This is a genomic window from Amycolatopsis sp. NBC_00348, from assembly GCF_036114655.1.
In the GTDB taxonomy this organism is placed as follows: Bacteria; Actinomycetota; Actinomycetes; order Mycobacteriales; family Pseudonocardiaceae; genus Amycolatopsis.
Genome location: NZ_CP107994.1, coordinates 8011453 through 8036891 on the forward strand (window position 1 = coordinate 8011453; position 25439 = coordinate 8036891).

Annotated in this window: 24 protein-coding genes; 12 read left to right on the forward strand and 12 right to left on the reverse strand. The window is 70.7% G+C overall.

Translation table 11 applies throughout. The features are described 5' to 3' along the window. Nucleotides 1–93 precede the first annotated feature (93 nt). Together OHS58_RS35430 and OHS58_RS35435 are read left to right on the forward strand one after the other, a co-directional pair. The gene (locus OHS58_RS35430; protein ID WP_328645363.1) at nucleotides 94–753 is read left to right on the forward strand and encodes a VanZ family protein; all 660 of its coding nucleotides are present in this window, start codon (nucleotides 94–96) and stop codon (nucleotides 751–753) included. A 172-nt stretch (nucleotides 754–925) separates the two neighbouring features. Beyond that, nucleotides 926–1678, forward strand: coding sequence for a GNAT family N-acetyltransferase (locus OHS58_RS35435; protein WP_328645364.1), 753 nt, complete (start codon nucleotides 926–928; stop codon nucleotides 1676–1678). A gap of 4 nt (nucleotides 1679–1682) precedes the next feature. Here OHS58_RS35435 and arfB read toward each other — a convergent pair whose 3' ends face one another. From arfB to OHS58_RS35465, 6 genes are all read right to left on the reverse strand, one after another. Beyond that, nucleotides 1683–2114 carry an alternative ribosome rescue aminoacyl-tRNA hydrolase ArfB gene (gene arfB / locus OHS58_RS35440; RefSeq protein WP_247059164.1) on the reverse strand — a complete coding sequence of 144 codons (432 nt, stop codon included), beginning with the start codon at nucleotides 2112–2114 and terminating at the stop codon, nucleotides 1683–1685. Between the two features lie 48 nt (nucleotides 2115–2162). Then, entirely contained in the window at nucleotides 2163–3233 is a 1071-nt protein-coding gene (purM, locus tag OHS58_RS35445) for a phosphoribosylformylglycinamidine cyclo-ligase (RefSeq protein ID WP_328645365.1), read from the reverse strand. A gap of 38 nt (nucleotides 3234–3271) precedes the next feature. Continuing rightward, a complete protein-coding gene (gene purF / locus OHS58_RS35450) occupies nucleotides 3272–4801 on the reverse strand; it encodes an amidophosphoribosyltransferase (protein ID WP_326945151.1) in 1530 nt (509 codons plus the stop codon). 119 nt (nucleotides 4802–4920) lie between these two features. Continuing rightward, nucleotides 4921–5229 (reverse strand): hypothetical protein, encoded by a 309-nt coding sequence (locus OHS58_RS35455; RefSeq protein ID WP_328645366.1) that lies wholly within the window; start codon nucleotides 5227–5229, stop codon nucleotides 4921–4923. Beyond that, a complete protein-coding gene (locus OHS58_RS35460; protein ID WP_247059172.1) occupies nucleotides 5216–5455 on the reverse strand; it encodes a DUF397 domain-containing protein in 240 nt (79 codons plus the stop codon). The genes OHS58_RS35455 and OHS58_RS35460 overlap by 14 nt, the downstream gene beginning before the upstream one ends. Nucleotides 5456–5706: 251 nt before the next feature. Then, nucleotides 5707–6585 (reverse strand): helix-turn-helix domain-containing protein, encoded by an 879-nt coding sequence (locus OHS58_RS35465; RefSeq protein WP_326945152.1) that lies wholly within the window; start codon nucleotides 6583–6585, stop codon nucleotides 5707–5709. Nucleotides 6586–6749: 164 nt separating this feature from the next. On the opposite strand from OHS58_RS35465, the gene OHS58_RS35470 reads away from it, so the two are divergent. Then, nucleotides 6750–7583, forward strand: coding sequence for an SAM-dependent methyltransferase (locus OHS58_RS35470; protein ID WP_326945153.1), 834 nt, complete (start codon nucleotides 6750–6752; stop codon nucleotides 7581–7583). Here OHS58_RS35470 and OHS58_RS35475 read toward each other — a convergent pair whose 3' ends face one another. Then, a complete protein-coding gene (locus OHS58_RS35475; RefSeq protein ID WP_326945154.1) occupies nucleotides 7584–7964 on the reverse strand; it encodes a sterol carrier family protein in 381 nt (126 codons plus the stop codon). A gap of 56 nt (nucleotides 7965–8020) precedes the next feature. Here OHS58_RS35475 and OHS58_RS35480 point away from each other — a divergent pair, with 56 nt between their 5' ends. The 5 genes from OHS58_RS35480 to OHS58_RS35500 all read left to right on the forward strand — a co-directional run bounded on the left by OHS58_RS35480 (nucleotide 8021) and on the right by OHS58_RS35500 (nucleotide 13008). Next, nucleotides 8021–8728: a type VII secretion system-associated protein gene (locus tag OHS58_RS35480; RefSeq protein WP_247063795.1), complete on the forward strand. Its 708-nt coding sequence runs from the start codon at nucleotides 8021–8023 to the stop codon at nucleotides 8726–8728. Nucleotides 8729–8808: 80 nt separating this feature from the next. After that, entirely contained in the window at nucleotides 8809–9651 is an 843-nt protein-coding gene (locus OHS58_RS35485) for a lysozyme (protein WP_328645367.1), read from the forward strand. A 266-nt stretch (nucleotides 9652–9917) separates the two neighbouring features. Beyond that, the gene (locus tag OHS58_RS35490; RefSeq protein ID WP_326945156.1) at nucleotides 9918–10793 is read left to right on the forward strand and encodes a lysozyme; all 876 of its coding nucleotides are present in this window, start codon (nucleotides 9918–9920) and stop codon (nucleotides 10791–10793) included. Between the two features lie 174 nt (nucleotides 10794–10967). Continuing rightward, entirely contained in the window at nucleotides 10968–11897 is a 930-nt protein-coding gene (locus OHS58_RS35495; protein WP_328645368.1) for a hypothetical protein, read from the forward strand. A 4-nt stretch (nucleotides 11898–11901) separates the two neighbouring features. Further along, nucleotides 11902–13008 carry a pentapeptide repeat-containing protein gene (locus OHS58_RS35500; RefSeq protein ID WP_326945158.1) on the forward strand — a complete coding sequence of 369 codons (1107 nt, stop codon included), beginning with the start codon at nucleotides 11902–11904 and terminating at the stop codon, nucleotides 13006–13008. Nucleotides 13009–13081: 73 nt separating this feature from the next. Here OHS58_RS35500 and purL read toward each other — a convergent pair whose 3' ends face one another. After that, a complete protein-coding gene (gene purL / locus OHS58_RS35505) occupies nucleotides 13082–15388 on the reverse strand; it encodes a phosphoribosylformylglycinamidine synthase subunit PurL (RefSeq protein ID WP_442792242.1) in 2307 nt (768 codons plus the stop codon). Between the two features lie 288 nt (nucleotides 15389–15676). Here purL and OHS58_RS35510 point away from each other — a divergent pair, with 288 nt between their 5' ends. From OHS58_RS35510 to OHS58_RS35520, 3 genes are all read left to right on the forward strand, one after another. Beyond that, nucleotides 15677–17311: an ABC transporter ATP-binding protein gene (locus OHS58_RS35510; protein ID WP_328645369.1), complete on the forward strand. Its 1635-nt coding sequence runs from the start codon at nucleotides 15677–15679 to the stop codon at nucleotides 17309–17311. Then, nucleotides 17308–19053, forward strand: a complete 1746-nt coding sequence (locus tag OHS58_RS35515; protein WP_326956638.1) for an ABC transporter ATP-binding protein — start codon at nucleotides 17308–17310, stop codon at nucleotides 19051–19053. The genes OHS58_RS35510 and OHS58_RS35515 overlap by 4 nt, the downstream gene beginning before the upstream one ends. Before the next feature lie 65 nt (nucleotides 19054–19118). Next, nucleotides 19119–19547, forward strand: coding sequence for a pyridoxamine 5'-phosphate oxidase family protein (locus OHS58_RS35520; RefSeq protein ID WP_328645370.1), 429 nt, complete (start codon nucleotides 19119–19121; stop codon nucleotides 19545–19547). Between the two features lie 410 nt (nucleotides 19548–19957). On the opposite strand, the gene purQ is transcribed toward OHS58_RS35520, so the two are convergent. Continuing rightward, nucleotides 19958–20635, reverse strand: coding sequence for a phosphoribosylformylglycinamidine synthase subunit PurQ (gene purQ, locus OHS58_RS35525; RefSeq protein ID WP_326945162.1), 678 nt, complete (start codon nucleotides 20633–20635; stop codon nucleotides 19958–19960). Beyond that, a complete protein-coding gene (gene purS, locus OHS58_RS35530) occupies nucleotides 20632–20871 on the reverse strand; it encodes a phosphoribosylformylglycinamidine synthase subunit PurS (RefSeq protein ID WP_247059198.1) in 240 nt (79 codons plus the stop codon). Before purS ends, purQ begins: the two co-directional genes overlap by 4 nt. A 173-nt stretch (nucleotides 20872–21044) precedes the next feature. On the opposite strand from purS, the gene OHS58_RS35535 reads away from it, so the two are divergent. Beyond that, nucleotides 21045–22625, forward strand: coding sequence for a GMC family oxidoreductase (locus tag OHS58_RS35535; RefSeq protein WP_328645371.1), 1581 nt, complete (start codon nucleotides 21045–21047; stop codon nucleotides 22623–22625). 91 nt (nucleotides 22626–22716) lie between these two features. On the opposite strand, the gene OHS58_RS35540 is transcribed toward OHS58_RS35535, so the two are convergent. Together OHS58_RS35540 and OHS58_RS35545 are read right to left on the reverse strand one after the other, a co-directional pair. After that, complete coding sequence (locus OHS58_RS35540; protein WP_328645372.1) at nucleotides 22717–24213, reverse strand: aldehyde dehydrogenase family protein; 1497 nt, start codon at nucleotides 24211–24213, stop codon at nucleotides 22717–22719. Between the two features lie 34 nt (nucleotides 24214–24247). Next, on the reverse strand, nucleotides 24248–25393 hold the full coding sequence (locus tag OHS58_RS35545) for an MFS transporter (protein WP_328645373.1): 1146 nt from the start codon (nucleotides 25391–25393) through the stop codon (nucleotides 24248–24250). Nucleotides 25394–25439: the final 46 nt, after the last annotated feature.

The following is a 25439-nucleotide window of genomic DNA, read 5'->3' on the forward strand; positions in this document are numbered from 1 at the left end:
AGCATGCCGAGACGATCTTGTGATGCGAAGGTGATCTTGGGAGGGCCGTTTCCAGCGCACAGACGATCTTTGGGTGCTCAAGGAGGGAGGCGCATGGAAACCCTGCTGCGCGCCTTCTGGGGGATGATTCCGGTTTCGGCCATCGCGCTGCCGTACGCGCTGCTCGGGTGGCCACTGCTCGCGGCTCGACGGCGGCGAAGACTCCCGGCCCGGTACGCGAGCGCGACCGCCGGCGTCGACAGCGCCGCCGTCCTGGTCGCTTTCCTGGTGTTGTGCCTGGTCACGATGCCTGTCGGCGGCTCCGGCCAGAGCACGCTCGACCTCGTCCCGGGCGCTGACATCACCGCCGCGTTCGGCGACGACGGCTCGCTGTGGCAGGTGATCGGCAACGTCCTGCTGCTCTGCCCGCTCGGCGCGCTGCTCCCGCTGCGGCTGCGCGGCCTGCGCACCCTCCTCCGGATCGCGCTGGTCGCCCTGCTCGCCTCCGTGCTGGTGGAAGGTACGCAATATCTGATCCACACCGGCCGGGTGACGTCCACCGACGACGTCCTGCTCAACACCGCCGGCGCGACGCTCGGCGCGGCCCTGAGCAGGCGCGTTTGGCGCTCACTGGACCCGCCGCCGCCACCGCCGGTGGTCATCCCGACGCAGCAGCGCCGCACGGTCTGCGAAGCCCCGACGCTCACCATGCGGGTCCCGCGGTCGGTCTGGGACGCGCGGTACGCCGCCATCGCCCACCCCGACCGGCAGTAACCGGGTTGCGAGCCGTGCGACACTGGCTCCGAAGAGCCCTTTCGACTCGAGGAATGAACGCCTATGCCTGGCGCCGTCTCCGGCGTCGGCCTCCGCTAGGCCTGACGCCCAGCGATCCACCCGCACTGAGCTGCGGTTCCTCGTCGTGCTCTCGAAAGGGCTTCCACCAGCAATGTCCGCTATCCAGACGTATGTCCGCAAGACGGCGCCCCGCGGCCGGGAGACCGAGCAGGTCGGGCCGTTCCTGGCCACCTACTCGCCGGACAACGACCACCCGATGCTCAACTACGCGATCCCGGACGACGGCGCGCGGCCGTCGGCGGCCGAGATCGACGCGCTGACCACGGCGTACCGGCGGCGGGGCCTGCTCCCGCGGCTGGAGTACTTCACCGACATCGCCCCGGACCTGGAGAAACTCCTGGTCGAGGCCGGTTACCAGCTCGAACGGCAGGTGCCGTTGATGACCTGCGCGCCCGCCGAGCGGGTCGACAAACCGGTCCCGGCGGGGGTCCGGCTGCGCGCGCCGGAGTCCGCTGACGACATCCGGCGGCTGCGGTCGGCGCAGAACACGGCGTTCGGCGAGTCGCCGGAGGTGCCCGACAAGGAGGTCGAACGCCTGCGGTCCGGCATCGAGGCCGGGGTGCGGCACCTCCTGGCGGAGGACATCGCCACCGGCGCGGTCCTCGGCGGCGGGCTCGCGCTAGCGATCGTCGACGGCACCACCGAGGTCGCCGGCATCGCCGTGCTCGAGCCGTACCGCGGCCGCGGGATCGCGGCGGCGATCACCGCCCGGCTCACCCGCGAAGCACACGAGTCCGGCGCGCACACGGCGTTCCTCACCCCCGGTGACCTGGGGATCGGGAACGTCTACGCCCGGGTCGGCTACCAGCCGGCCGGGGAGTGCGTGCACCTCTCGCTGAGCTAGCCGCTCAGTCGTTCAAGCGGCCGGAGCGGCCGCGCTTCACGTCGCTCCGGCGCTTCTTCGACGCCAGGCGGCGCTCCTTCGAACCGCGTGACGGCTTCGTGGGGCGCCGCTTGGCGGGCGGCGGGGCCGACGCGTCGCGCAGCAGGTTGGCCAGGCGGCCGCGCGCGGCTTCACGGTTCTGCAGCTGGGAGCGGTGTTCGCTGGCGGCGATCGTCAGGACGCCGTCGACCAGCCGGCCCTCGAGCCCGGCCAGCACGCGGTCCCGCAGGTGCTCGGGGATCGACGGCGACGCGGCGACGTCGAACGACAGCTCGACCCGCGAATCGGTCGTGTTCACGCCCTGGCCGCCCGGGCCGGACGACCGCGAGAAGCGTTCGTTGAGCTCGGCTCCCGGGATCGTGAACCGGGAGCCGATCACCACGTCTCCGGCTGCCATGTCACCAGTGTGACAGCCGCGATCAAGCCCGTTTTTCGATCAACACCGTTAAAAGCGCGGGTGGTCGCCCGAAAGCACCGCGCGCGGGCCGTCGACGTCGTTCGCGGGCTGGACGTCGCCCAGCACCCACGCCGGGACGTGCCGCGCGGTCAACATGGCCAGCGCCCGGTCGACGTCCTCGGCCCCGACGATCGCGACCATGCCGACGCCCATGTTGAACGTCTTCTCCAGCTCGGCGCGCTCGACCCGGCCGCGGTGGCCGATCAGCGCGAACACCGCCGACGGCGACCAGGTGCCGCGGTCGAGCCGGGCGACCAGGCCGCGCGGCATGACGCGGGCGAGGTTCGCCTCCAGGCCACCGCCGGTGATGTGCGCGAACGTCCGGACCTCGGTCTCCGCGGCCAGCGCGAGGCAGTCCTTCGCGTAGATCCGCGTCGGCTCCAGCAATTCCTCGCCGAGCGTGCGGCCGAACTCCTCGACGTGGCCGCCGAGCGGCATCCGCGCGATGTCCAGCAGCACGTGCCGGGCCAGGGAGTACCCGTTCGAGTGCAGTCCCGACGAGCCGAGCGCCAGCACGACGTCACCCGGGCGGACCTTCTCCGGCGACAGCAGCGCGGACGCCTCGACCACGCCGACGCCGGTGGCCGACATGTCGTAGTCGTGCTCGCCCATCATGCCGGGGTGCTCGGCGGTCTCGCCGCCGAGCAGCGCGCAGCCGGCCTGGACGCAGCCCTCGGCGATACCGCCGACCAGCGCGGCGATCTTCTCCGGGTGCACCTTGCCGACGGCGATGTAGTCCTGCAGGAACAGCGGCTCGGCGCCGGTCACGACCAGGTCGTCGACGACCATGGCGACCAGGTCGATGCCGACGGTGTCGTGCTTGTCCAGCGCCTGCGCGACGGCGATCTTGGTGCCGACGCCGTCGGTGGAGGAGGCGAGGATCGGTTCCTTCCACTTGTCGAGCTTCAGCGAGAAGAGCCCGGCGAAACCACCGACACCGCCCAGCACCTCCGGCCGCGTGGCCCGTTCGGCGTGCGGCTTGAGCAGCTCGACGGCTTGGTCGCCGGCGTCGATGCTGACGCCGGCGGCGGCGTACGTGGCGCTCGTGGACTCGCTCACGGTAGAAGGACTCCCAACTGGAAGGACTAGCCGGAGGGCTAGGGACGCCGAACAGCGTCCTCGGCACCGTACCCGGCCGGGCTGACCGGGGTCGCCGCGCCATTGACCGCGTCGAGGCTCTCCAGCAGGTTCTTGCCGATGAGCGCGTCGTCGGGCAGCGCGATCGGGTATTCGCCGGAGAAGCACGCCGTGCACAGCCGCGTCTTCGGCTGTTCCGTCGCCGCGACGAGGCCGTCGAGCGAGATGTAGCCCAGCGAGTCCGCGCCGATCGAGCGGCGGATGCCGTCGAGGTCGACGCCGTTCGCGACGAGCTCGGCCCGCGACGCGAAGTCGATGCCGTAAAAACACGGCCACCGGACGGGCGGCGACGCGATGCGGACGTGCACCTCGAGCGCGCCGGCCTCGCGCAGCATCCGCACGAGCGCGCGCTGGGTGTTGCCGCGGACGATCGAGTCGTCCACGACGACCAGCCGCTTGCCGCGGATGACGTCGCGCAGCGGGTTCAGCTTGAGCCGGATGCCGAGCTGGCGGATGGTCTGCGACGGCTGGATGAACGTGCGCCCGACGTAGGCGTTCTTCACCAGGCCGGTGCCGTACGGGATGCCCGAGCCCTGCGCGTAGCCGATGGCGGCCGGCGTGCCGGACTCCGGCACCGGCATCACCAGGTCGGCCTCGACGGGCTCCTCGCCGGCGAGCCGCCGACCGATCTCGACGCGCGTGGCGTGCACGCCGCGGCCGGCGATCGTGGTGTCGGGCCGCGCCAGGTAGACGTACTCGAAGACACAGCCCTTGGGGTCCGGGTTGGCGAACCGCGACGAGCGCAGGCCTTCGGCGTCGATGGCGATCAGCTCGCCCGGCTCGACCTCGCGGACGAACGACGCGCCGACGATGTCCAGGCCCGCGGTCTCGCTGGAGACGACCCAGCCGCGTTCGAGACGGCCGAGCACCAGCGGGTGCACACCGTGCGGGTCACGCGCGGCGTACAGCGTGTTCTCGTCGGCGAACACCAGGCAGAAGGCGCCCTTGAGCGTGGGCAGCAGCTCCATCGCGGCGCCTTCGATGCCCTTGTCGGCGGCGTTCGCGGCGAGCAGCCCGCAGATCAGGTCCGAGTCGCTGGACGAGCCGGTCAGCCCCGCGTGCGGCTTGAGGCCCGCGGCGATGGTGCGTTCACGCAGCTCCGCCGTGTTGACGAGGTTGCCGTTGTGCGCGAAGGACAGGCCGCTGCCGGTCTCGGTGGTGCGGAAGATCGGCTGCGCGTTCTCCCAGATGGTGGCGCCGGTGGTCGAGTACCGGCAGTGGCCGACGGCGATGTGGCCCTGCAGCGACTGCAGGATCTGTTCGTCGAAGACCTGGCTGACCAGGCCGAGGTCCTTGAAGACCACGATCTGGGAGCCGTCGGAGACGGAGATGCCGGCGGCCTCCTGGCCCCGGTGCTGCAGGGCGTAGAGGCCGTAGTAGGTCAGTTTGGCGACTTCTTCCCCGGGAGCCCAGACGCCGAAGACGCCACACTCCTCGCGGGGTTCCGGGTCGGGCTGGTCGGAGGACACGTGCTGTGGGTCGGAAACCACCGAGGTGCTCCCAGGAAGACGCGGTCAGGCCGATTTCAGTGTAAACGGTCCGGACATGAGTCAGGCCCCGCCCGACGTGGTTCTGACCACTTCGGACAGGGCCTGAAGTTCTTCGTGCGCTAGCAGGCATCCGGCAGCGCGAGGATTTCCGTGAGCACCCGGGCTCCGTCACCGCTGCGGCGCCACAACCACCGCTCGGGTTCGAAGATGTTCTCTTCGGTACCGGGCATGCGCGTCGCCACCACGTCGTCCTCGGCGTTGAGCCGGACCACGTCCACGACGTTGTCGTGCACCCGCACACCGACGACGGCGAGAACTTCACCACGGTCATCGGCGGGGTGGACGAACTGGTAGCCACGGGCGACCAGTTCCCGCAGTCCGGTCTCGATGTCGTAGACGGGAGCGACGGGGGCCTCAGCCGAGGACATCGTCGAACTCACCGTCCTTCGCGCCCGCGAGGAACGCGGCCATCTCCGCACGCGTGTAGACGAGCGCAGGGCCGGTCGGGAAGCGCGAGTTGCGCATCGCGATCTCGCCGGTGGTCAGGGGTGCGACCTCGACGCAGTTGCCGACGGCGCCGCTGTAGCTCGCCTTGCGCCACTGGGCACCGGACAGCCGATCGGCCGGGATGCCGTTCTCGAATCGCTCTGCCATGGTCCCAACCTCTCGATACGGGATACCTGAGGCGGTGCAGATGCATGTGCATTTGCCCGCGTAAAGCACGCTAGCACGTGTGCCTGCAGCGGTAAATGCACGTGCAGAAGTTCTTGCAAAGTTCTCCCACAGTGAAGGATCACCTGGTCACACTTCACCTAACGGGCGAGAGAAGCGTTCCCCAATGGGCTAGTCGCCACGGTGGGTCACCGATCAGCGGGAAACCGTCGATACCGTCGAACGCGGGTCTTCTAGATCTCTTGACGGCGCTTCGCGAGCATGGACCGGCTCCGGTCGGGCGTCTCCGCGTCGACCGCGAGCATGTCCAGCGCGCGGCTGTACTTCTCGATCTCTTCGCGCTTCTCGATGTAGTGCGCGCCGGTGAGGTATTCGACGTACGCGATGTTCGGCAGTTCCGGCTCGCCGAACCGCATCAGAGAAAACGCGTGCTCCGCGGACAGCCCGCTGCGCGAGTACGGCAGCACCTGGACCGACACGTGCGGCAGCGCGCTCATCTCGAGCAGGTATTCGATCTGCCGCTTCAGGACCTTGACGCCGCCGATCGGCCGGTGCAGCACGGACTCGTCGAGCACCATCCAGACGCGCGGGGCGTCCGGCCTGCTGAACATCTTCTGCCGCCGCATCCGCAGCGCGACCAGCTGGTCGACCCGGTCGTCGGCCATGTCCGGCCGGCCGTGGCTGAAGATCGCCCGCGCGTACCCCTCGATCTGCAGCAGGCCCGAGACGTAGAGCGGCTCCCAGATCTGGATCCGGGCCGCGGCCTCTTCCAGGCCGACGAGGTCGGTGAACCAGTTCGGCATCGTCTCGCCGAAGCGGCGCCACCAGCCTGGTTCGTTCGACTGCTTGACCATGTCGAGGAACGTCTGGCGCTCGGTGGACTCCTCGACGCCGTACATCGTGAGGAGGTCGGTGACGTCGCGTTCCTTGAAGCCGACCCGGCCCAGCTCGAGGCGGCTGATCTTCGATTCGGACCCGCGGATGTTGTAGCCGGCCTGCTGCCGCGTGATGCCCGCTTCTTCGCGGAGTCGTCGCAGCTGCGAGCCGAGGATCATCCGGCGCGCCGTCGGGCCGATGTTCTGTTCAGCACTGGACGCGTTCACCGCGTTCATTCCCGGACCTTCCGCGCGTCAGTCACCAGGGGGCTCTAGCCCGACTACCGAAAGTACACGTTGGGCCGTCCTGCGCAAAGAGGTGACCCGGTTTACCGCATGCGTGTGTAGTCCTACTCTACGTAGAGTACGAGACTTTCGACACAGAACTTGCGAGGTTCAAGATGCCCGACGCCGCGACCCGGACCGAACGAGTTCCCGTTGGAGTCGACCCGACCCGGGCCAGCATCGCGCGGGTCTACGACGCGTTCCTGCTGGGCAAGGACAACTACGAGATCGACCGGGAGGTCCTGAAGCAGGTGCAGCAGGCCGCCCCCGAGGCGCAGGATCTCGCCTTCGAAAACCGGGGTTTCCTCATCCGCGCGTGCCGCTTCCTCGCGGGCCAAACGGGTATCACCCAGATTCTCGACCTGGGGTCCGGTCTCCCGACCGCCGAGAACACCCACCAGGTCGTCCAGCGGATCAACCCGGAGACCCGGGTCGTCTACGTCGACAACGACCCGGTGGTGCTCGCCCACGGCCGGGCACTGCTCGAGGAGAACGAGCACACCCACTTCGTCGCCGAGGACATCTTCGAGCCGGCGCGGATCCTCGAGAACGAGACCGTGCGCGAGCACATCGACTTCACGCAGCCGCTGATCATGTTGCAGATGGGCACCTTGCACCACTTCAAGGGCGACCACGACCGGCCGGCGGAGATCATGCGGGAGTACGTCGACGCGCTGCCGTCCGGCTCCTTCGTCGGGCTCAGCCACTTCTTCGACCCGGAGAACGAAGACTCCGCGACCGCGCGCCGCATGGAGGACTTCTTCGTGCACAGCCCGATGGGCTCGGGCACGTTCCGGACGCAGAAGGACATCGAGGCCCTGTTCGCCGGCCTCGAGATGGTCGAACCCGGCGTGACCCTGTGCGCCGACTGGTGGCCGGACGGCCCGCGCCTCAAGGAGCTCAACGTCGCGCAGCGCACCATCGCGGGCGGCGTCGGCCGCAAGCCGTAGTCAGACGCGGACGAGCGGGAGCCACTGCGCGAGGTCGGCCCGGGTGCCCGAAGCGGACACCCGGCCGTCGGCCACCGCAGTGGTCCAGTCCAATCGGCCTGTCGCGAGTTCCAGCCAGGTGCGCGGGTCCGTCTCGATCACGTTGGGCGGAGTGCCGCGGGTGTGGCGCGGTCCGTCCACGCACTGCACCGCGGCGAACGGCGGCACGCGGACCTCGACCGTCCTTCCGGGAGCGTCGGCCGCCAGCGCGCGCAGGCTGAGCCGGACGGCGGCGGCGAGCTCCGCGCGGGCCGGGTCGGGCCCGTCGCCCTGCAGCCACGGGGAAATCGCCTGCACCGCCGCACGTAACTGTCCGGGGTCGACCGAACGCGAAGAGGCCATGGGCAAACAGTAGAGTGGCGCACCAAGAGTTTTCCGGCACACCCGAGAACGTGGGGATCACGATGGCGCAGCGGGACGAGGCAGATCGGATGGTTTCGCAGCAGCCAGCCGGAAACGGACCGGATCGCCCCGGCAAGCACGGCAAGCACAGCCGGTCGGCGCGGCGCGGTGGCCAGCAGGCCCGGCGCTCCGGCAAGCACGGCACCCCCGAGATCACCGAGGAGATGCGCGCGAACGCGCGCGCCAACCCCGACAGCTGGCTCTACGTCATCGACGAGGCCTTCGACCCGAACGGCCCGGTGCCGTCGTGGGCGGTCGTCGGCGCGTACCCGGTGAACGCCGCGGGCGACGTCGTCGCGGACTTCCACCCGAACGACCGCTACCGGCCCTCGCCCAAGGCCCTCGGGTTCCCGGAGCCGTCGAACGACCTCGAGCACCTGCTGCAGCTCGTGCGCACCGAGCACCGGCCGCCGTCGGACCTGCCGAAGATCGTCCTCGACTCGACGCTGTTCGTCTACGCGATGTCGCCGGTGCAGCGCACGGTCATCGGCTTCCACAACACCGACGGCCGCGTCATGGTGCCGGCGTACACGCGCAAGACCCTGGTGCCGCGCGAGTGGCCGCACGCCCGCGCGGTCGTCGGCCGCGACATCGTCAGCCTGCTGGGTGGTCACCCGGTCGCGATCAACCCGCACGACCTGATCACCGCCGTCGTGCCGGCGGAACACCTGGTGAAGGCGCTCGCGGACGAACAGCAGCGCTGACGGCGTCACCCTTCAGCCCCTCACACTTTCGAGTGGCACCGGGTAGCCGATCCGGCGACACGGGTGCATCGTGAGGCTCAATGAGACTCACGGGACTGGTGGGGGGCAAGAGGGTGCTGGGCCGTTCACAAAGAGGCCGTTCGCTGCCGCTCCTCGCCGCCGCCGCGTTCCTGGTCGCCGGGCAGACCCCGGCGACCGCCGTCGACCTGTACGAGGGCGCCGAGGACCACTACGCCGGTTCGCAGATCGCCAAGGTCGAAGGGATCGAGGCGCTCCCGGACGTGCTGTACGCGGCCGACGACCAGCAGCTCGGCCACGACGTCAGCGGGCACCAGGGGCCGGTCGACTGGGGCGGCGCGGCGGGGGCGGGCGCGAAGTTCGTCTACGTCAAGGCGACCGAGGGCACCGGCTTCGTCAACCCGCAGTTCGCCCAGCAGTACAACGGGTCCTACGACGCCGGGCTCATCCGCGGCGCCTACCACTTCGCCCGGCCGGACGTCTCCGACGGCGCGGCACAGGCCCGGTACTTCCTGTCCCACGGCGGCGGCTGGTCGGCCGACGGCCGGACGCTGCCGGGTGCGCTCGACGCGGAGTACAACCCGTACGGCGAAACCTGTTACGGCAAGGACGCCGCCGGAATGGTCCGCTGGCTCAGCGATTTCTCCGAGACCTACCGCGCGGCCACCGGCCGGTACCCGACGATCTACACGTCGACGAGCTGGTGGAAGCGGTGCACGGCGAACAACGGCGGTTTCGGCGCCAACCCGCTCTGGATCGCCCGCTACAACACCTACATCGGCGAGCTCCCGGCCGGCTGGACCGTGCACACGATCTGGCAGTTCGCCGACAAGGGGACGCTGCCCGGTGACCAGAACTGGTTCAACGGCGCGGCCGAGCGGCTGCGGGTCCTGGCGCTCGGCTGACCGCGGTTCGCCGGCTACCGGAACGGCCCGGGCGTGCCCGGCCGACCGATTGCGGGCGCGTTCGCTCGGCTGAACGGCGCAGCTCATCGGTAATAGGTGTTAACCAGTCACCAATTGATGATCGACTTCCACAGAAAATCACCCACGCGTATACCCAATTTCACGGAACTGAGTGACAAACCCTGGGTGCGTCGCTAACAATCGTGCTCGGACGGCTACCTGCAGTAAGCCGTCCTCAGCGAGGGTATCTGTGAAGGGATTCAACGATGTCCACTTCCCGAAGAGGGCGGCTGTTCGCTGCCCTGGCCGTCCCCGCCACGCTGCTCCTGCTCGGCAGCACGGTCCAGGCGACGGCCGCCACCATCTCCCCCGAGGTCGACCCGGTGACCGCGATCAACGCGGACATCGCCGTGCACAACCACGACATGGGCTCGCAGATCCGGCGCGTCGAAGGTGACAAGTCGACGCCGGACACGCAGAAGGCGGCGCAGCAGCCGCAACCCGCTCAGGCCATCCCCGGCCAGGTGCTGGCCACGGTGGCCGGCATCGACGTCGCCAGCTACCAGGGCAACGTCGACTGGGCGAGCTGGTGGAACCAGGGCAAGCGGTTCGTCTGGACCAAGGCCACCGAAAGCACGAGCTACACCAACCCCTACTTCGCCCAGCAGTACAACGGTTCCTTCAACCAGGGCTTCCTCCGCGGCGCCTACCACTTCGCCACCCCGAACACGGCGAGCGGCGCCGCCCAGGCGAACTACTTCCTGGCCCACGGCGGCGGCTGGTCGAGGGACGGCAAGACCCTGCCCGGTGCCCTGGACATGGAGTACAACCCGTACGGCGCCACCTGTTACGGGCTGAGCCAGGCGGCGATGACGTCGTGGATCCTCGACTTCCACGACACCTACCACGCCAAGACCGGCCGGTACCCGGTGATCTACACGTCCCAGAGCTGGTGGAACCAGTGCGTCAGCGCCGACTTCTCCAGCACGGCCCCGCTGTGGGTCGCGCGGTACGCGTCGTCGGTCGGCGCCCTGCCCTACAACTGGGGCTTCTACACCGTCTGGCAGTACACCTCGAGCCCGCTCGACCAGGACACCTTCAACGGCGCCCTCGACCGGCTCCAGGCCCTCGCCAACGGCTGACCCGCACCACCCCGGCTCCCGGATCGTGACGACTTCGCGTCGTCGCGGCCGGGAGCCGGTTTCATGCCGTACCGTCCGAGCTTGCAGAATGCTGCTCACGACTCCTGGGGGAACCGCACGCGTCCGCCGGGCGTCGGATGCGCACGAACACCCCGCGCCCGGAAGGCATGACCGATGACCTACCCGCCTCAGCCGGGCCAGCCCGGCCAGCCCGACCCGTACGGCCAGCAGCCGCAGTCCGGCGGCTTCCCGCAGCAGCCGTATCCCCAGCAGGGCGGGTGGGACCCCAACCAGCAGCAACAGCCGTACCCGACGCAGCAGTACCCGCAGGGCTGGGACCCGAACCAGCAGGGCTACCAGCAGCCGGGCACCGCCGGTTACCCGCAGCAGGGCTGGGGCGACCCGAACCAGCAGCAGCAGGGCTGGGCCGATCCGAGCGCCCAGCAGCAGCAGGCGTGGGCGGACCCGAACGCCCAGCAGTACGGCCAGCAGGCGTGGGACCCGAACACCGGCGGCCAGATGTCGGGCTGGGACCAGCAGGGCGGCTACGGGCAGGGCTTCGGCGGGCCGCCGGCGCCGCCGAAGCAGAGCAAGACCGGGATGTGGATCGCCGTCGGCGCCGTCGTGGTGCTGGTGCTGGCGGGCCTGGGCATCACCGGGTTCGTGGCGCCCGGGTTCTTCCTCTCGAAGGACGACAACACCGTGGCGTCCCCGGGCACGAGCACCTCGGCCAAGCCGTCGACGCCGAAGAGCACCCCGAAGAAGTCGACGACGCCGAGCACCAAGACGTCGACGCCGGGCGGTGGCTCGGGCTCGGCGCAGGGCAAGGTCGTGCTGCAGGGCTTCATCGACAAGCTGAACGCCGGCGACAACAACGCCGCGATCGCGATGGGCTGCTCGGACTCGAAGGACCTGCTCGACTCGTGGCTCAAGACGTTCCTCAAGTCGCCGCTGCAGCTGGAGCTCGGCGACGTGCCGGACGACGAGTACCTCGTCGAGGGCCAGGTCACCGGGACGTCCGCGGGCAAGTCGGTCAAGGGCACGCTGAGCGCGACGAACTTCGACGACAAGGGCTTCTGCGTCAGCACCATGCTGGTGTCCTGAGCGGGTGAAGCTGTGGCGATCACCGCTGGCGTGGACGTTCGCCGCGTCGCTGGTGCTGCTGCTCGGGGTCGGCGGCTGGTTGCTGACCGACCCCGCCACCAGCCGCAGTGACGCGCTCAAGACCGGCGGCCTGGCCGGCGGCGCGATCGTGGCGCTGTACGCGCTCTGGCTGAACGACCGGCGCCGCCGCGTCGAGGAACGCCGCCAGGACATCGAGCGGCAGCGGCACGAGCTGGAGTCGCAACGTGCGGAGCAGGACCGCGAGCGGGTGGCGGACGAGCGGTTCGCGAAGGCGGTCGAGCTGCTCGGCCACGCGGCCGACCAGGTGCGGGTGGGCGCGCTGCACGCACTGGCGGGCCTGGCGCGGAGCCGCCCGGCGTACACGCAGACGGTGCTGGACGTGCTGTGCTCGTACCTGCGGCGGCCGTTCGAGCACGTGCGCTACAAGGCGGACGTCGACCGCCGCGACCCCGACGCCAGGCGGGACACGCCCGCGCAGGAACAGGAACTCCAGGTCCGGTTGACCGCGCAGCGGCTGATCCGGGAGCTGCTGCCGGCGGCCGACCAGGCGGACGCGCCGGACTACGACCTCGACCTGACCGGCGCGGTCGTCGAATACCTCGATCTCTCGGGGTGCCGGATCGGCGGGATGGTGCTGCGGTACGCGGCGCTGCACAGCAGCACCAACCTGAGTGGCTGCCGCTTCACCGGGCGGGTGTACTTCACCGCGGCGGGCACCGACAAGGGCCGGCTCATCGGCAACTTCCGTTGCCGTGGCGCGGTTTTCGAAAGCCACGCCTGGTTCAGCGGCACCCGGTTCGCCGAGCTGGCGGACTTCACCGCGACGACCTTCGCGGGCAAGACCACCTTCAAGGACGCGACGTTCGTCAAGGACGCGGTCTTCCACGACGTGCGCGCGACCGGCGAACTGGACTTGCGCCGGACCCGCTTCGAGGGCCAAACCGACCTGCGGTTCGCCGTGCTGCCCGAGTCGCTCTCGCTGTACAACACGCGCGTCCAGTCCGAAAAGGACGTTCAGCTGCCTGGCGGCTGGAAGCGCGAGAAACTGCGCGACGGCGACGAAGACCGGATCGTCGCCGAAGCCGGCTGAGCAGCCCCCGTTTTCCACGCTAGCGGAGGGCACCGACAGAAATCGGTGCCCTCCGGTCAGCTGTCCACAGGTCTCAGTCGAACAGGGCCGGGAGGGTCTTCTCCCACGCCTCGCGCAGCTCGTCGAGCGTGAACTCCGTGATGTCCTGCAGCTCCAGCTTGCCCGACTCCGGGTCGACCACGCCGGTCTTGCGCCACGGGAGGCCGCGCGCGGTGCACATCTCCGTGAAGCGCAGCTCCTCCGTGCGCGGAACCGCCACCAGCACGCGGCCCGACGACTCGGAGAACAGCTGGACGAACGGGTCCTGGTCGGCGTCGAGGAAGAACCGGGCGCCGCACTGTCCGATGAGGACGGTCTCGACGAACGCCTGGATCAGGCCGCCGTCCGAAAGGTCGTGCGCGGCCGAGATCATGCCGTCACGGGAGCCCGCCACCAGGATGTCCGCGAGGAGCTTCTCACGGGCGAGGTCCACGCGAGGGGGCACGCCGCCGAGGTGGCCGTGCAGCTCGCGGGCCCACGCCGAGCCGTCCAGCTCGTCGTGCGTCTCGCCCAGCAGCAGCAGGGTTTCGCCGGCCTCGGCGCCGATGCCGGTCGGGATGCGGCGGGTGACGTCGTCGATCACGCCGAGCACGCCGATCACCGGCGTCGGCAGGATCGCCGTCGAGCCGGTCTGGTTGAAGAAGCTCACGTTGCCGCCGGTGACCGGGATGCCCAGCTCGACGCAGCCGTCCGCGATGCCGTGCACGGCCTGCTCGAACTGCCACATCACGCCCGGGTCGGTCGGCGCGCCGAAGTTGAGGCAGTCCGACACCGCGACCGGGGTCGCGCCGCCCGTCGCCACGTTGCGGTACGCCTCCGCCAGCGCCAGCTGCGCGCCGCGGTACGGGTCGAGGTAGACGAACTTGCTGTTGCAGTCGGTCGCCACCGAGACGCCGCGGCCGCTCGACTCGTCGATCCGGATCATGCCCGAGTCGGACGGCTGCGAGAGCACGGAGTTGCCGCGCACGTACCGGTCGTACTGCGACGTCACCCATTCCTTCGACGCCTGGTTCGGCGACGAGATCAGCTTGAGCACGTCCGCGCGCAATTCTTCAGGAGTGGCCGGACGCGGCAGGTTCGCCGAGGTGTCGGCGATCAGAGCGTCCTGAAAGGACGGTCGCTCGATCGGCCGGTCGTACACCGGGCCCTGGTGCGCCACGGTGTGCGCCGGGACGTCGACGACGACCTCGTCGTGCCAGGTGATCACCAGGTGCTCGCCGTCGGTGACCTCGCCGATGTCGGTGGCGATGACGTCCCACTTGCGGCAGACGGCCATGAACGCCTCGACGTTCTCCGGCGAGACGACCGCGCACATGCGCTCCTGCGACTCGCTGGAGAGCACCTCTGCCGGGGTCATCCCGGTGGCGCGCAACGGAACCCGGTCGAGGTAGACGTGCATGCCGCCGTCACCGGCCGCGGCCAGCTCCGACGTCGCGCAGGACAGCCCGGCGCCGCCGAGGTCCTGGATGCCGACAACGAGGTCGGCCGCGAACAGCTCGAGGCAGCACTCGATGAGCACCTTCTCGGTGAACGGGTCGCCGACCTGGACGCTCGGCAGCTTCTTGCGGCCACCCGACGACTCGTCACCCGAAAAGGTGTCACTCGCCAGGACGGAGACGCCGCCGATGCCGTCGAGGCCGGTGCGGGCGCCGAACAGGATGATCTTGTTGCCGGTGCCGGACGCGAAGGCCAGGTGCAGGTCCTCGACGCGCATCGCGCCGACGCACAGCGCGTTGACCAGCGGGTTGCCGCTGTAGGACGGGTCGAAGACCAGCTCGCCGCCGATGTTCGGCAGGCCGAGGCAGTTGCCGTAACCCCCGACGCCGGCGACGACCCCGGGCAGCACGCGCTTGGTGTCGGGGGCGTCGGCCGGGCCGAAGCGCAGCGCGTCCGCCACCGCGAGCGGCCGCGCGCCCATCGCCATGATGTCGCGCACGATGCCGCCGACGCCGGTCGCGGCGCCCTGGTAGGGCTCCACATAGGACGGGTGGTTGTGGCTCTCCACCTTGAAGGTGACCGCCCAGCCCTCGCCGATGTCGACGACGCCGGCGTTCTCGCCGATGCCGGCCAGCATCTTGGCCTTCATCTCGTCGGTCGCGGTCTCGCCGAAGTAGCGAAGGTGCTTCTTGGAGGACTTGTAGGAGCAGTGCTCGCTCCACATCACCGAGTACATGGCCAGCTCGGCGTCGGTGGGCCGGCGGCCGAGGATTTCCCGGATGCGGGCGTACTCGTCGTCGGCGAGCCCGAGCTCGCGATAGGGCTGGGTGTGGTCCGGGGTCGCCCCGGCCCGCTCGGTGGTGTCAACGGTGCTGGTCACGGTGTCCGTGTCAGGGTTCGCCACGGCCGCCAGGATACGTGCCGGGCCCGGGTGCCCCGGACACTGGGCCGCCCCACCGGATCTCACCGTTCCGGGTGTGACGGAGCAGACAACCCGAGTGGGCGAAGATCGTCCGGGAGCTGCGGCTGAAGGCCCGCGCGGAGTAGTACTTCCGGTCCCGGATCGGCTGATCCGGGACTCCGGCAGACGAGCGACCGGCCGGGTGCGCGGCCACCGAGCGGAGGCGCGGCCGCAGGCGGGCGCGCGAAAATCGGTCGCCAACCCCGGGTCGTCGGCTTAACGTCGGGAATCGTGCTTTCCGCCACATATCCCTTCCCGCCGCTGCGGCTCCCCGCACGGCCGACCGCGAGCCGGTTCCTGCTCGCCGTGTTCCGGGCTCGCCTCGGCACGGTGCTGGGCTCGGCGACGATCGGCGTCGTGTGGGCGCTGCCGGGCGCCCTGCTGCCCCTGGTGATCGGCCAGGGCATCGGCGCCATCACCGCGCACGACGGCGCGGGCGTGGGGCGCTGGGCGCTGGCCGCGGCCGTGCTCGGCGTCGTGCAGACCGTGTCCGGGACCTGGATGCACTTCATCAACTACGGCCTGTGGCTGCACGGCGCGGGCTCCACCCAGCGGCTCGTGTCGACGCACACCACGCGCGTCGGCGCCGGCCTGCGCGAGCAGACGACCACCGGCAACCTGGTCGCGATCGCCACCACCGACATCAACCACATCGGCAACACCGTCGAGATGGCCGGCCGGGCGTTCGGCTCGCTGCTGGCGTTCGTCGTGGTCGCGATCTGGCTGGTCTCGACGTCGCCGCTGCTCGGCGTGGTCGCGCTGGTCGGCGTGCCGCTCGCGGTGCTGGGCATCGGGCCGCTGCTGGCCCCGCTGCAGAAGCGCAAGACGAGCCAGCGCGAGATGCGCGGCGAGGTCAACGCCCTCGGCGCGGACATCGTGTCCGGCCTGCGGATCCTGCGTGGCATCGGCGGTGAGCGGCGGTTCTCCGGCCGCTTCCGCGAGACCAGCCAGCGCGTGCGCCGGGCCGGCGTCGAGGTCGGCAAGGCCGAGTCGTGGCTGGCCGCGGCCGAAGTCGCGATGCCGGGCCTGGTCACCGTGGTGATCACGTGGCTGGGCGCGCGGCTGGCCGTGGGCGGCACCATCGACCTCGGGCAGCTGGTGGCGTTCTACGGCGTTTCGATGTTCCTCATCTGGCCGGTCTCCGCCGCCACGGAAGCCGTCGGGTCGTTGACGTCCGGCCTGGTGGCGTCGCGGAAGGTGGTGGCGCTGCTGGCGCTGCACCCGGCGCTGGCGGACCCCGAAACGCCGGTGCGGCTGCCCGACGGGCCGCTGGACCTGGCGGACACGGAGTCCGGGGTGCGGGTCGTGGCCGGGCAGCTGACGGTGGTCGACTTCGGCGCCGGCGGCGAGGCGGTGGCCGACCGGCTGGCCCGGTTCGCCGACCCGGCCGCGGGCGAGGAAGTGCTGGTCGGCGGAGTCCGGGCGGACCAGGTCGCGCTCGTGGAGCTGCGGCGGCGGGTGGTGTACGCGCACAACCAGGACATCTGGTTCTCCGGCGTGCTGCGCGAGCAGCTGACGCCGGCGCGGCCGAGCGGCGTGGACATCACCGACGCGCTGTACGCGGCCGACGCCGACGACATCGTCGAGGCGCTGCCCGACGGCGTCGACGAGGTGATCGGCGAGCGCGGCCGTGAGGTGTCCGGCGGCCAGCGGCAACGGCTGAACCTGGCCCGCGCGCTGGCGGTGGACGCGGACGTCCTGGTGCTGGACGAGCCGACGTCGGCGGTCGACGCGCACACGGAGGCACGCATCACCGAGCGCGTCGCGGCCCTGCGCCGCGGCAAGACGACGGTGGTGTTCAGCCAGAGTCCATTGTGGACACATGTGGCCGACGAGGTATTCACGACGAAGGTGGTGACGGTGTGAAGCGGCTCCCCACGGCGTCCCGGCGGGACGTCCGCCGCTGGGCGTTGCGGACGGCGGCGGCCCACAAGCGCGAGGTCGCGCTGCTGCTCGGCGCGCTCGCCGTGTCCACGCTGATCGGGCTGGCCGGCCCGCAGCTGCTCGGTTCGCTGGTCGACGCCGTCGCGGCCGGGACCACGACCACGCACGTCGACGTGCTGGCGGGCGTGTTCGTCGTGATCCTGCTGCTGCAGGCGCTGTCGCGGAAGGTCGCGCGGATGCGCGGCGCGGTGTTCGCCGAGCTGGTGCTGGCCGAGACCCGCGAGGAGTTCGTCGGCACGGCGCTGCAGCTGCCGCTCGGCACCGTCGAGGCGGCCGGCACCGGCGACCTGCTCAGCCGGGCCACCACCGACCTCGGCCGGATCGACCACGCGGCGCGGTTCGCGGCGCCGGAGATCCTGGTCGCGGCGGTGACCGTGGTGTTCACGGTGGCGGCGATGGTGCTGACGTCACCACTGCTGGCCCTGGGCCTGCTGGTCGCGGCACCGCTGCTGATCAGCGTCAACGTCTGGTACCAACGGCGGATCCCGGCGCTGATGCAGGCGATGCTGGACCGCTGGGCGGACCTGACGACCAGCGTCCACGAGACGGCCGAGGGCGCGCGGACGGTCGAGGCGCTCGGGCTGACCGAACGCCGGGTCACCGGCGCCCACGACGACCTGGACCGGAGCATCCTCGGCGAACGCCGGATGCGGGCGCTGCAGCTGCGCTGGCTGCCGTCGCTGGAGATCAGCTACGTGCTGCCGCTGGCCGTCATGCTGCTGCTCGGGCTGCTCGCGTACACGCGCGGCTGGGCCGGGCTCGGTGAGATCACCACGATGCTGCTGTACATGCAGGCGATGGCGAACCCGCTCAACTCCGCGCTGTTCTGGCTGGAGGACCTGCAGGTCGCGGCGGCCGCGGCCCGCCGGATCCTCGGCATCCGCGAGGTCGCGGTGGAGGAAACCCCGAAGGTGACGCAGGTGCCGCGCGGGCGCGACATAGACGTGCACGACGTCCGGTTCGCCTACACCGCCGACCGCGAAGTGCTGCACGGCATCGACCTGCGCGTCCCACGCGGCGAGCGGCTGGCGATCGTCGGCCCGTCGGGCGCGGGCAAGTCGACGCTCGGGCGGCTGCTGGCCGGCATCGCGGTGCCGTCCGCGGGCTCGGTGCGCATCGGCGGCCAGGACGTCTCGGCGCTGGCCGACGACGTGCTGCGCGGCGAGGTCCTGCTGCTGACCCAGGAGCACCACGTCTTCTCGGGGACGCTCCGGCAGAACCTGGCCCTGCCGGCCCGCCGCGCGGGCGGCGACTGGCCGGACGCCGAGCTGACGGCGGCCCTGGAGTCGGCGGGCGCGTCCGGCTGGGTCGCGGGCCTGCCGGACGGCCTCGACACGAAGATCGGCTCGGGCGCGTACCCGGTGCCGGCGGCGGTCGCGCAGCAGCTGGCGCTGGCCCGGGTCGTGCTCGCGGACCCGCACACGCTGGTGCTCGACGAAGCGACGTCCCTGCTGGACACGGGCTCGGCGCGCGACCTGGAGCGTTCGCTGAACAGCGTGCTGGCCGGCCGCACGGTGATCGCGATCGCCCACCGCCTGCACACAGCGGCGGCGGCCGACCGCGTCGCGGTGGTCGAGGGCGGCCGCATCACGGAGCTGGGCCCGCACGCGTCACTGCTGGCGGCGGGCGGTTCGTACGCCCGCCTGGTGGCGGCGGCGAGCTGAGTCCGGAATGTCCGGACTCGCCGACGTGTTGCTCCCCGGTAGATGACCGCTACCTGGGGAGTGACATGTCGTCTTTCGTCATGACGGCTTCGGAGCGCGAAGCGTTCCTGAGCGGGGTGCACGTCGGGGTGCTGGCGGTGGAGCGCGCCGGACGCGCACCGCTGGCGGTCCCGGTCTGGTACGACTACGCGCCGGGCGGCGAGCTGCTGATCTGGATGGAACGCGACACGGTCAAGGACCGCGCGATCCGCGCGGCGGGCCGGCTGAGCCTGGCCGCACAGGACGAGACACCGCCGTACAGGTACGTGACGGTGGAGGGCCCGGTGATCGCGAACGACGAGCCCCCGACGCGCGAACAGGCGTTGCGGATAGCAGGCCGGTATTGGCCGGCGGAGCAGGCGAAGGAGTACGTCGACTCGGCACTGGGCCCGCAGTCGGTGCTCGTGCGGGTGCGGCCGGAGAAGTGGCTCTCGAACGACCAGAGCAAGACCTGACCGGTCCGGATTGTGGACAACTCGCGGGTTGTGGATGGGGAAGCTGATCCCCTGTGCGCGGCCCCGGAACTGTCGGTGGACGCCGGTAAACTGGATTCCGGGGGCCGCGGGCCGCACTTCGCGCGGTGAGCACAGCGATCGGCTCGCGAGTTCCGGCCGGAAGCCGTGCGCGAAGCGCCGACACGCGTGATCGAAGGGTCGACTCGCGTGATTGAGCAGTCGACACGCGTGATTGAGCAGTCGACACGCGTGATCACCGGGACGACACGCGTACCCAGGCAGTCGGGTCGCGTACCCAGGCAGTCGGGTCGCGTACCTGGGGAGTCGACTCGCGTACCTGGGGAGTCGGGGCGCGTGCCGGGAGGGTCGGCGCGGTGGCCGGGGAGGCGACACCCTCCCCGGCCGGTGCGTCAAGCCTTGATCAGCGCGTCCACCGCGCTGTAGAACATGCCGAGACCGTCGTCGGACGGGCCGGTGAGTGCGTCGATCGCGTGCTCCGGGTGCGGCATGAGCCCGACCACGCGGCCGTTCTCGCTGCGGATGCCCGCGATGTCGTTGCGGGAGCCGTTCGGGTTGCCGCCGACGTAGCGGAACACGACCCGGTCCTCGGCCTCCAGCGCGTCCAAAGTGGACTGCTCGGCCACGTAGCAGCCGTCGATGTTCTTCATCGGGATGAGGATCTCGGCGCCCTGCTCGTAGCGCGAGGTCCACGCCGTCGAGGTGTTCTCGACGCGCAGCCACTGGTCGCGGCAGATGAAGTGCAGGCCCTGGTTGCGGATCATCGCGCCCGGCAGCAGGCCGGCCTCGCAGAGGATCTGGAACCCGTTGCAGATGCCGAGCACCGGCATCCCGGCCCGCGCGGCCTCGATCACCGACGTCATCACCGGCGCGAACCGGGCGATGACGCCCGCGCGCAGGTAGTCGCCGTACGAGAAGCCACCCGGGACGACCACGGCGTCGACGCCGCGCAGGTCCTCGTCGGCGTGCCACAGGGGCACGGCCTCCGCGTCGGCGTAGCGGACCGCGCGGGCGGCGTCGCCGTCGTCGAGGGTGCCCGGGAAGGTGATGACGCCGATGCGGGCGCTCACGCGCCGACCCGCGTGATGGTCCACTGCTCGATCACCGGGTTCGCGAGGAAACCTTCGGCGATCTTCTCGAGCGTCGCGTCGTCGACGGAGTCGTCGACCTCGATCTCGAAGTGCTTGCCCTGGCGGATCTCCTTGATCCCGGTGAAGCCGAGACGGCCGGCGGCGCCGAGCGCGGCCTGTCCCTGCGGGTCGAGGATTTCGGGCTTGGGCATGACGTCGACGACAACTCGGGCCACGGCAGGCTGCTCCTTATTCACGCAGGTCGTGGGTACCCGGCGAGCATAGTTCACCCGGTTCACCGGACCCGCGCCCAGGTGGCGAGGGCCACCGGAAAACCTAGACTGGCCCACGGCGCGGTGCTGCGCCATGATGAGTCGTTGACATCGCGCCAACAGCGAGTGGAGGCACCGTGGCCGTCCAGGACTCCTTTGACTACGTGATCGTCGGTGCGGGCAGCGCCGGGTGCGTGCTGGCGAACCGCCTCACCGAGGATCCGTCGGCGCAGGTCCTGCTGCTGGAGGCGGGCGGCGAGGACACCGCCGACGAAGTCCGCATTCCGGCCGCGTTCGCGTCGCTGTTCAAGACCCGGTGGGACTGGAACTACGAGACCGTCGAGCAGAAGCACACCGGCAAGTCCGCGTACTGGCCGCGCGGGAAGATGCTCGGCGGCTGCTCGTCGATCAACGCCATGATCTACATCCGCGGCAACCGCGCCGACTACGACGGCTGGCGCGATTCCCACGGTGCCGAAGGCTGGGGCTGGGACGACGTCCTCCCCTACTTCAAGCGCGCCGAAGGCAACCAGCGCCTCGGCGGGCCGCTGCACGGCACCGACGGCCCGCTGCACGTCGAGGACCGCCGGTTCACCCACGAGCTGTCGAGCGCGTGGGTCGACTCCGCCGTCGCGTGGGGCCTCAAGCGCACCGACGACTTCAACGGCGAGAGCCAGGAAGGCGCCGGCAACTACCAGGTGACCTGCAAGAAGGGCCGTCGCTGGTCCACTGCGGACGCCTACCTGCGCCCGGCGCTCGACCGGCCGAACCTCACCGTGAAGACCGGCGCGCAGGCCACCCGGATCGTGTTCGAGGGCACTCGCGCGATCGGCGTGTCCTATGTGGACAACGGCGTCGAGCGCACCGCGCGCGCGTCGGCCGAAGTGCTGCTCAGCGGCGGCGCGGTCAACTCGCCGCAGCTGCTGATGGTCTCCGGCGTCGGCCCGGCCGAGCACCTGCGCGAGCACGGCATCGACATCGTCACCGCGCTGCCCGGCGTCGGCGAGAACCTGCACGACCACCCCGCGTGCGGGATCATCTGGTCCACCCGCGGCACCACCGACCTGGTGAACGCCGCCACGCCGGCCGGACTCGTGCGCTACCAGCTGACCAAGCGCGGGCCGCTGGCGTCGAACATCGGCGAGGCGGGCGCGTTCTTCCCGACCGGCGACGGCCTGCCCGCGCCGGACATGCAGATCCACGTGGCGCCGACGTTGTTCTACGACAACGGGATGCGCGAACCGACCGTCCCCGGTTTCACGTCGGCGGCGACGCTGGTGGACGTGGCCAGCCGCGGCCGGCTGCGGCTGAAGTCGGCGAATCCGTTGTGGAAGCCGGAAATCGACCCGGCCTACTACGCGGAGTCGAAGGACATGGACGCGATGATCGCCGGACTGAAGGCGCTCGTCGAGATCGGGAAGTCGGGGCCGCTCAAGCGATTCCTCGACAAGCCGTTCCTGCCCACGCGGCACGACCTGACCGACGCCGAGTTCGTGGAGCACATCCGCGAGAACACGCAGACGCTGTACCACCCGGTCGGGACGTGCGCGATGGGCACGGGCGAGCAGGCGGTGGTCGACCCGCAGCTGCGGGTGCGCGGGATCGAGGGGCTGCGGGTGGTGGACGCGTCGGTGATGCCGGTGGTGCCGCGCGGGAACACGAACGCGCCGACGATCATGGTGGCGGAGAAGGCGGCGGACCTCATCCGGGGGCGCTGAGGGCGGGCCGCGGCCCCCGGTATCCAGTTTACCGGAGGCTACCGACAGTTCCGGGGCTGCGGACGGGAGTTGTCCACAACCCCGGAGCCGGTCAGCGCTTGCCGTGGAGGATGGTCACCAGCTTGGCGACCATCGCGTCCGTCGAAGGCTTGCGGGTGAACGACGTCAGCGTCAACGGCGCCGTGAAGCGTTGGCGGGCGATGGCCTTGGTGCGGGCGAACTCGCGCAGGCCCTCCGGGCCGTGGATGCGGCCGAAGCCCGAGTCGCCCACGCCGCCGAACGGCAGGGATGCGATGCCCGCGAACGAGAGCGGGGCGTTGATGGACGTCATGCCCGTGCGCAGCTTTTCCGCCAGCTCGACGCCGCGGGACTTCGAAAACACCGTCGAGCCCAGGCCGTACTTCGTGTTGTTCGCCTTTTCGATCGCTTCGTCCATGTTGCGGACCTTCGCGATGGTCACCGTCGGGCCGAACGTCTCCTCCGTGACGGCTTCGGAGTCCTCGGGGACGTCGATCAGGACCGTCGGCTGCGCGTACCGGTCGCCGACCGAGTCCTCGCCGCCCAGCACCGCCTTGCCGCCGCGGGCCACGGCGTCCTGGATGTGGCGCCTGATCACGCCGAGCTGCGACGGCATCGTCACCGGGCCGTACTGGGCGGCCTCGTCCGAGCCCGCGCGGACGTCCTTCGACTTCTCGACGACCTTCGCGACGAACTCGTCGTGCACCTTCTCGTGGACGTACACCCGCTCGACGCCGATGCAGGTCTGGCCGGAGTTGGAGAACGCGCCCCAGACCGTCGCGTCGGCCGCGGCGTCGAGGTCGGCGTCCGCGTCGACCAGCACCGGGTCCTTGCCGCCCGCCTCGATGACGACCGGGGTGAGCGTCTCGGCGGCCGCGGCCATGATCCGCTTGCCGGTGGCGGTCGAGCCTGTGAACGCGATCTTGTCGACGCCCGCGCCGACCAGCGCCGCGCCCGTCTCGCCGAAGCCGGTGATCAGCTGCAGCACCGGCTGCTCCGGGACGATCTCGGCGAACGCGTCGACCAGCCACTTGCCGACGCCCGGGGTGTACTCGCTGGGCTTGAAGACGACGGCGTTGCCCGCCGCGAGCGCGTAGGCGATCGAGCCGAGCGGCGTGAACACCGGGTAGTTCCACGGGCCGATCACGCCGACGACGCCGAGCGGCTGGTACTCGACGGTGGCCGCCTGGTTCGACATCAGCAGCCCGGCCGAGCGCTTCTGCTTGCCGAGGATCTTCTTCGCGTGCTTGCCGGCCCACGCGATGTGCTCGATGGCCAGGACGCTCTCGAGCTGCGCGTCGGCGATCGGCTTGCCGGTCTCGTCGCGCACCACCTGGCACAGCTGCGGCAGCCGTCGCGTCAGCACGCCCTTCCAGCCGCGAAGCCGCTCCGCGCGGCCGGCGAAGCCGAGGTCAGCCCACCACTTCGCCGCGACGCGCGCCCGCACCACGGCGGCCTGCACGTCCTCGGCGCTGTGTACCGGGTAGGTCCCGACGACCTCGTCGGTCGCCGGGCTCAGCGAGTCGAAGGTCTCGCCGAGGGACGTCGGCTTAGGCTGGACGGCAATCATCGGCGTCTCCCGCAAGGTCGAGGTTCAGCCCAGGTTACGACGTTACTGACGTGGTGCCAATAGCGCCTGCGGGCTTCGCCACCAGCATTGCACCGGCGATCGCCGCAGCAAAGACACCGAACACCGGAGCGAGCCACAGCGGCAGCACGCCCACCGCCAGCGAGCCGAGCCCGAAGCCGCACGCCTGCACCGTGAACGACAGCGAGAAGCCCGCTGACCTGCGGTTCTTCGGCAGCAGCCGCTGCAGGTTGACCGAGGTCGCGGCCACCAGCGGCCCGGTGCACCCGCCGATCACGGCCACCGAAGCGATCAGGCCCGGCCAGCCGAAGTCGCCCGCGAGGGCGAGTCCGCCGACGATGAACCCGCCGAGGAACAGCCGCGGGTCGCCGGTCTTGCCGCGCCACGCGTAGAGCGCGCTGCCCACGATGCTCGCGCCGCTCAGCACCGCGATCACCACCGGCGCGGCCGTGTCGGGCGCGCCGAGCCGCTGGACGAGCGGCAGCGGCGCGACCTCGATCGTCGACAGCAGCAGCCCGACGGTGAACGCGCAGCACAGCCACGGCAGGTAGGTGCCGACGCCGACCGGTGGCACGTCCGGCCCGGTTTCTTCCCGTTCGCGCTCAGCGGCGCGGCGCGGGACGAGCACGGCGGCGCCCACGCAGGCGGCGGCCATCGCGGCGAGCGGCACGAACGGACCGGCCAGGTCGAGCAGCGCGACCAGCGCCGGGCCGCCGATGAGCACGCCTTCGAGCAGCATCGCGTCGACGGAGATGGCCCGCGGCAGCAGCGCGTCGTCGACGGTGTCCGCGAGCAGCGTCCGGAACCCGCCGGACAACGCACCCGCGGTGGCGCCGGGCAGCAGGACCAGCGCGAGCAGCACGGCGGTCGGCGCGGCCGCCGACGCCGCGAAGGCGAGCACGGCGAAGCCGGCGGCGGTCAGGAGCAGCAGCGCGGGCAGGCCGCGCGTCACGCCGACGCGGTCCAGCAGCCGCCCGACCGGCACCGCGCCGGTCATCTCGGCGACGACGTAGACCGACATCAGCACCCCGCCGAGCCGGTACGAGCCGGTGGTGGCCGTGGTCAGCAGGGTGAACGCGAGCGGCGCCATGGTCGCCGGGAGCCGGGCGAACTGGACGCCCGCCGACCAGCGCCAGTAGGCGCGATGGGTGAACAACGACATGGGAGCACGCTCTTACGGCAGCGGTTTGCGCCATACTGATTCGGGC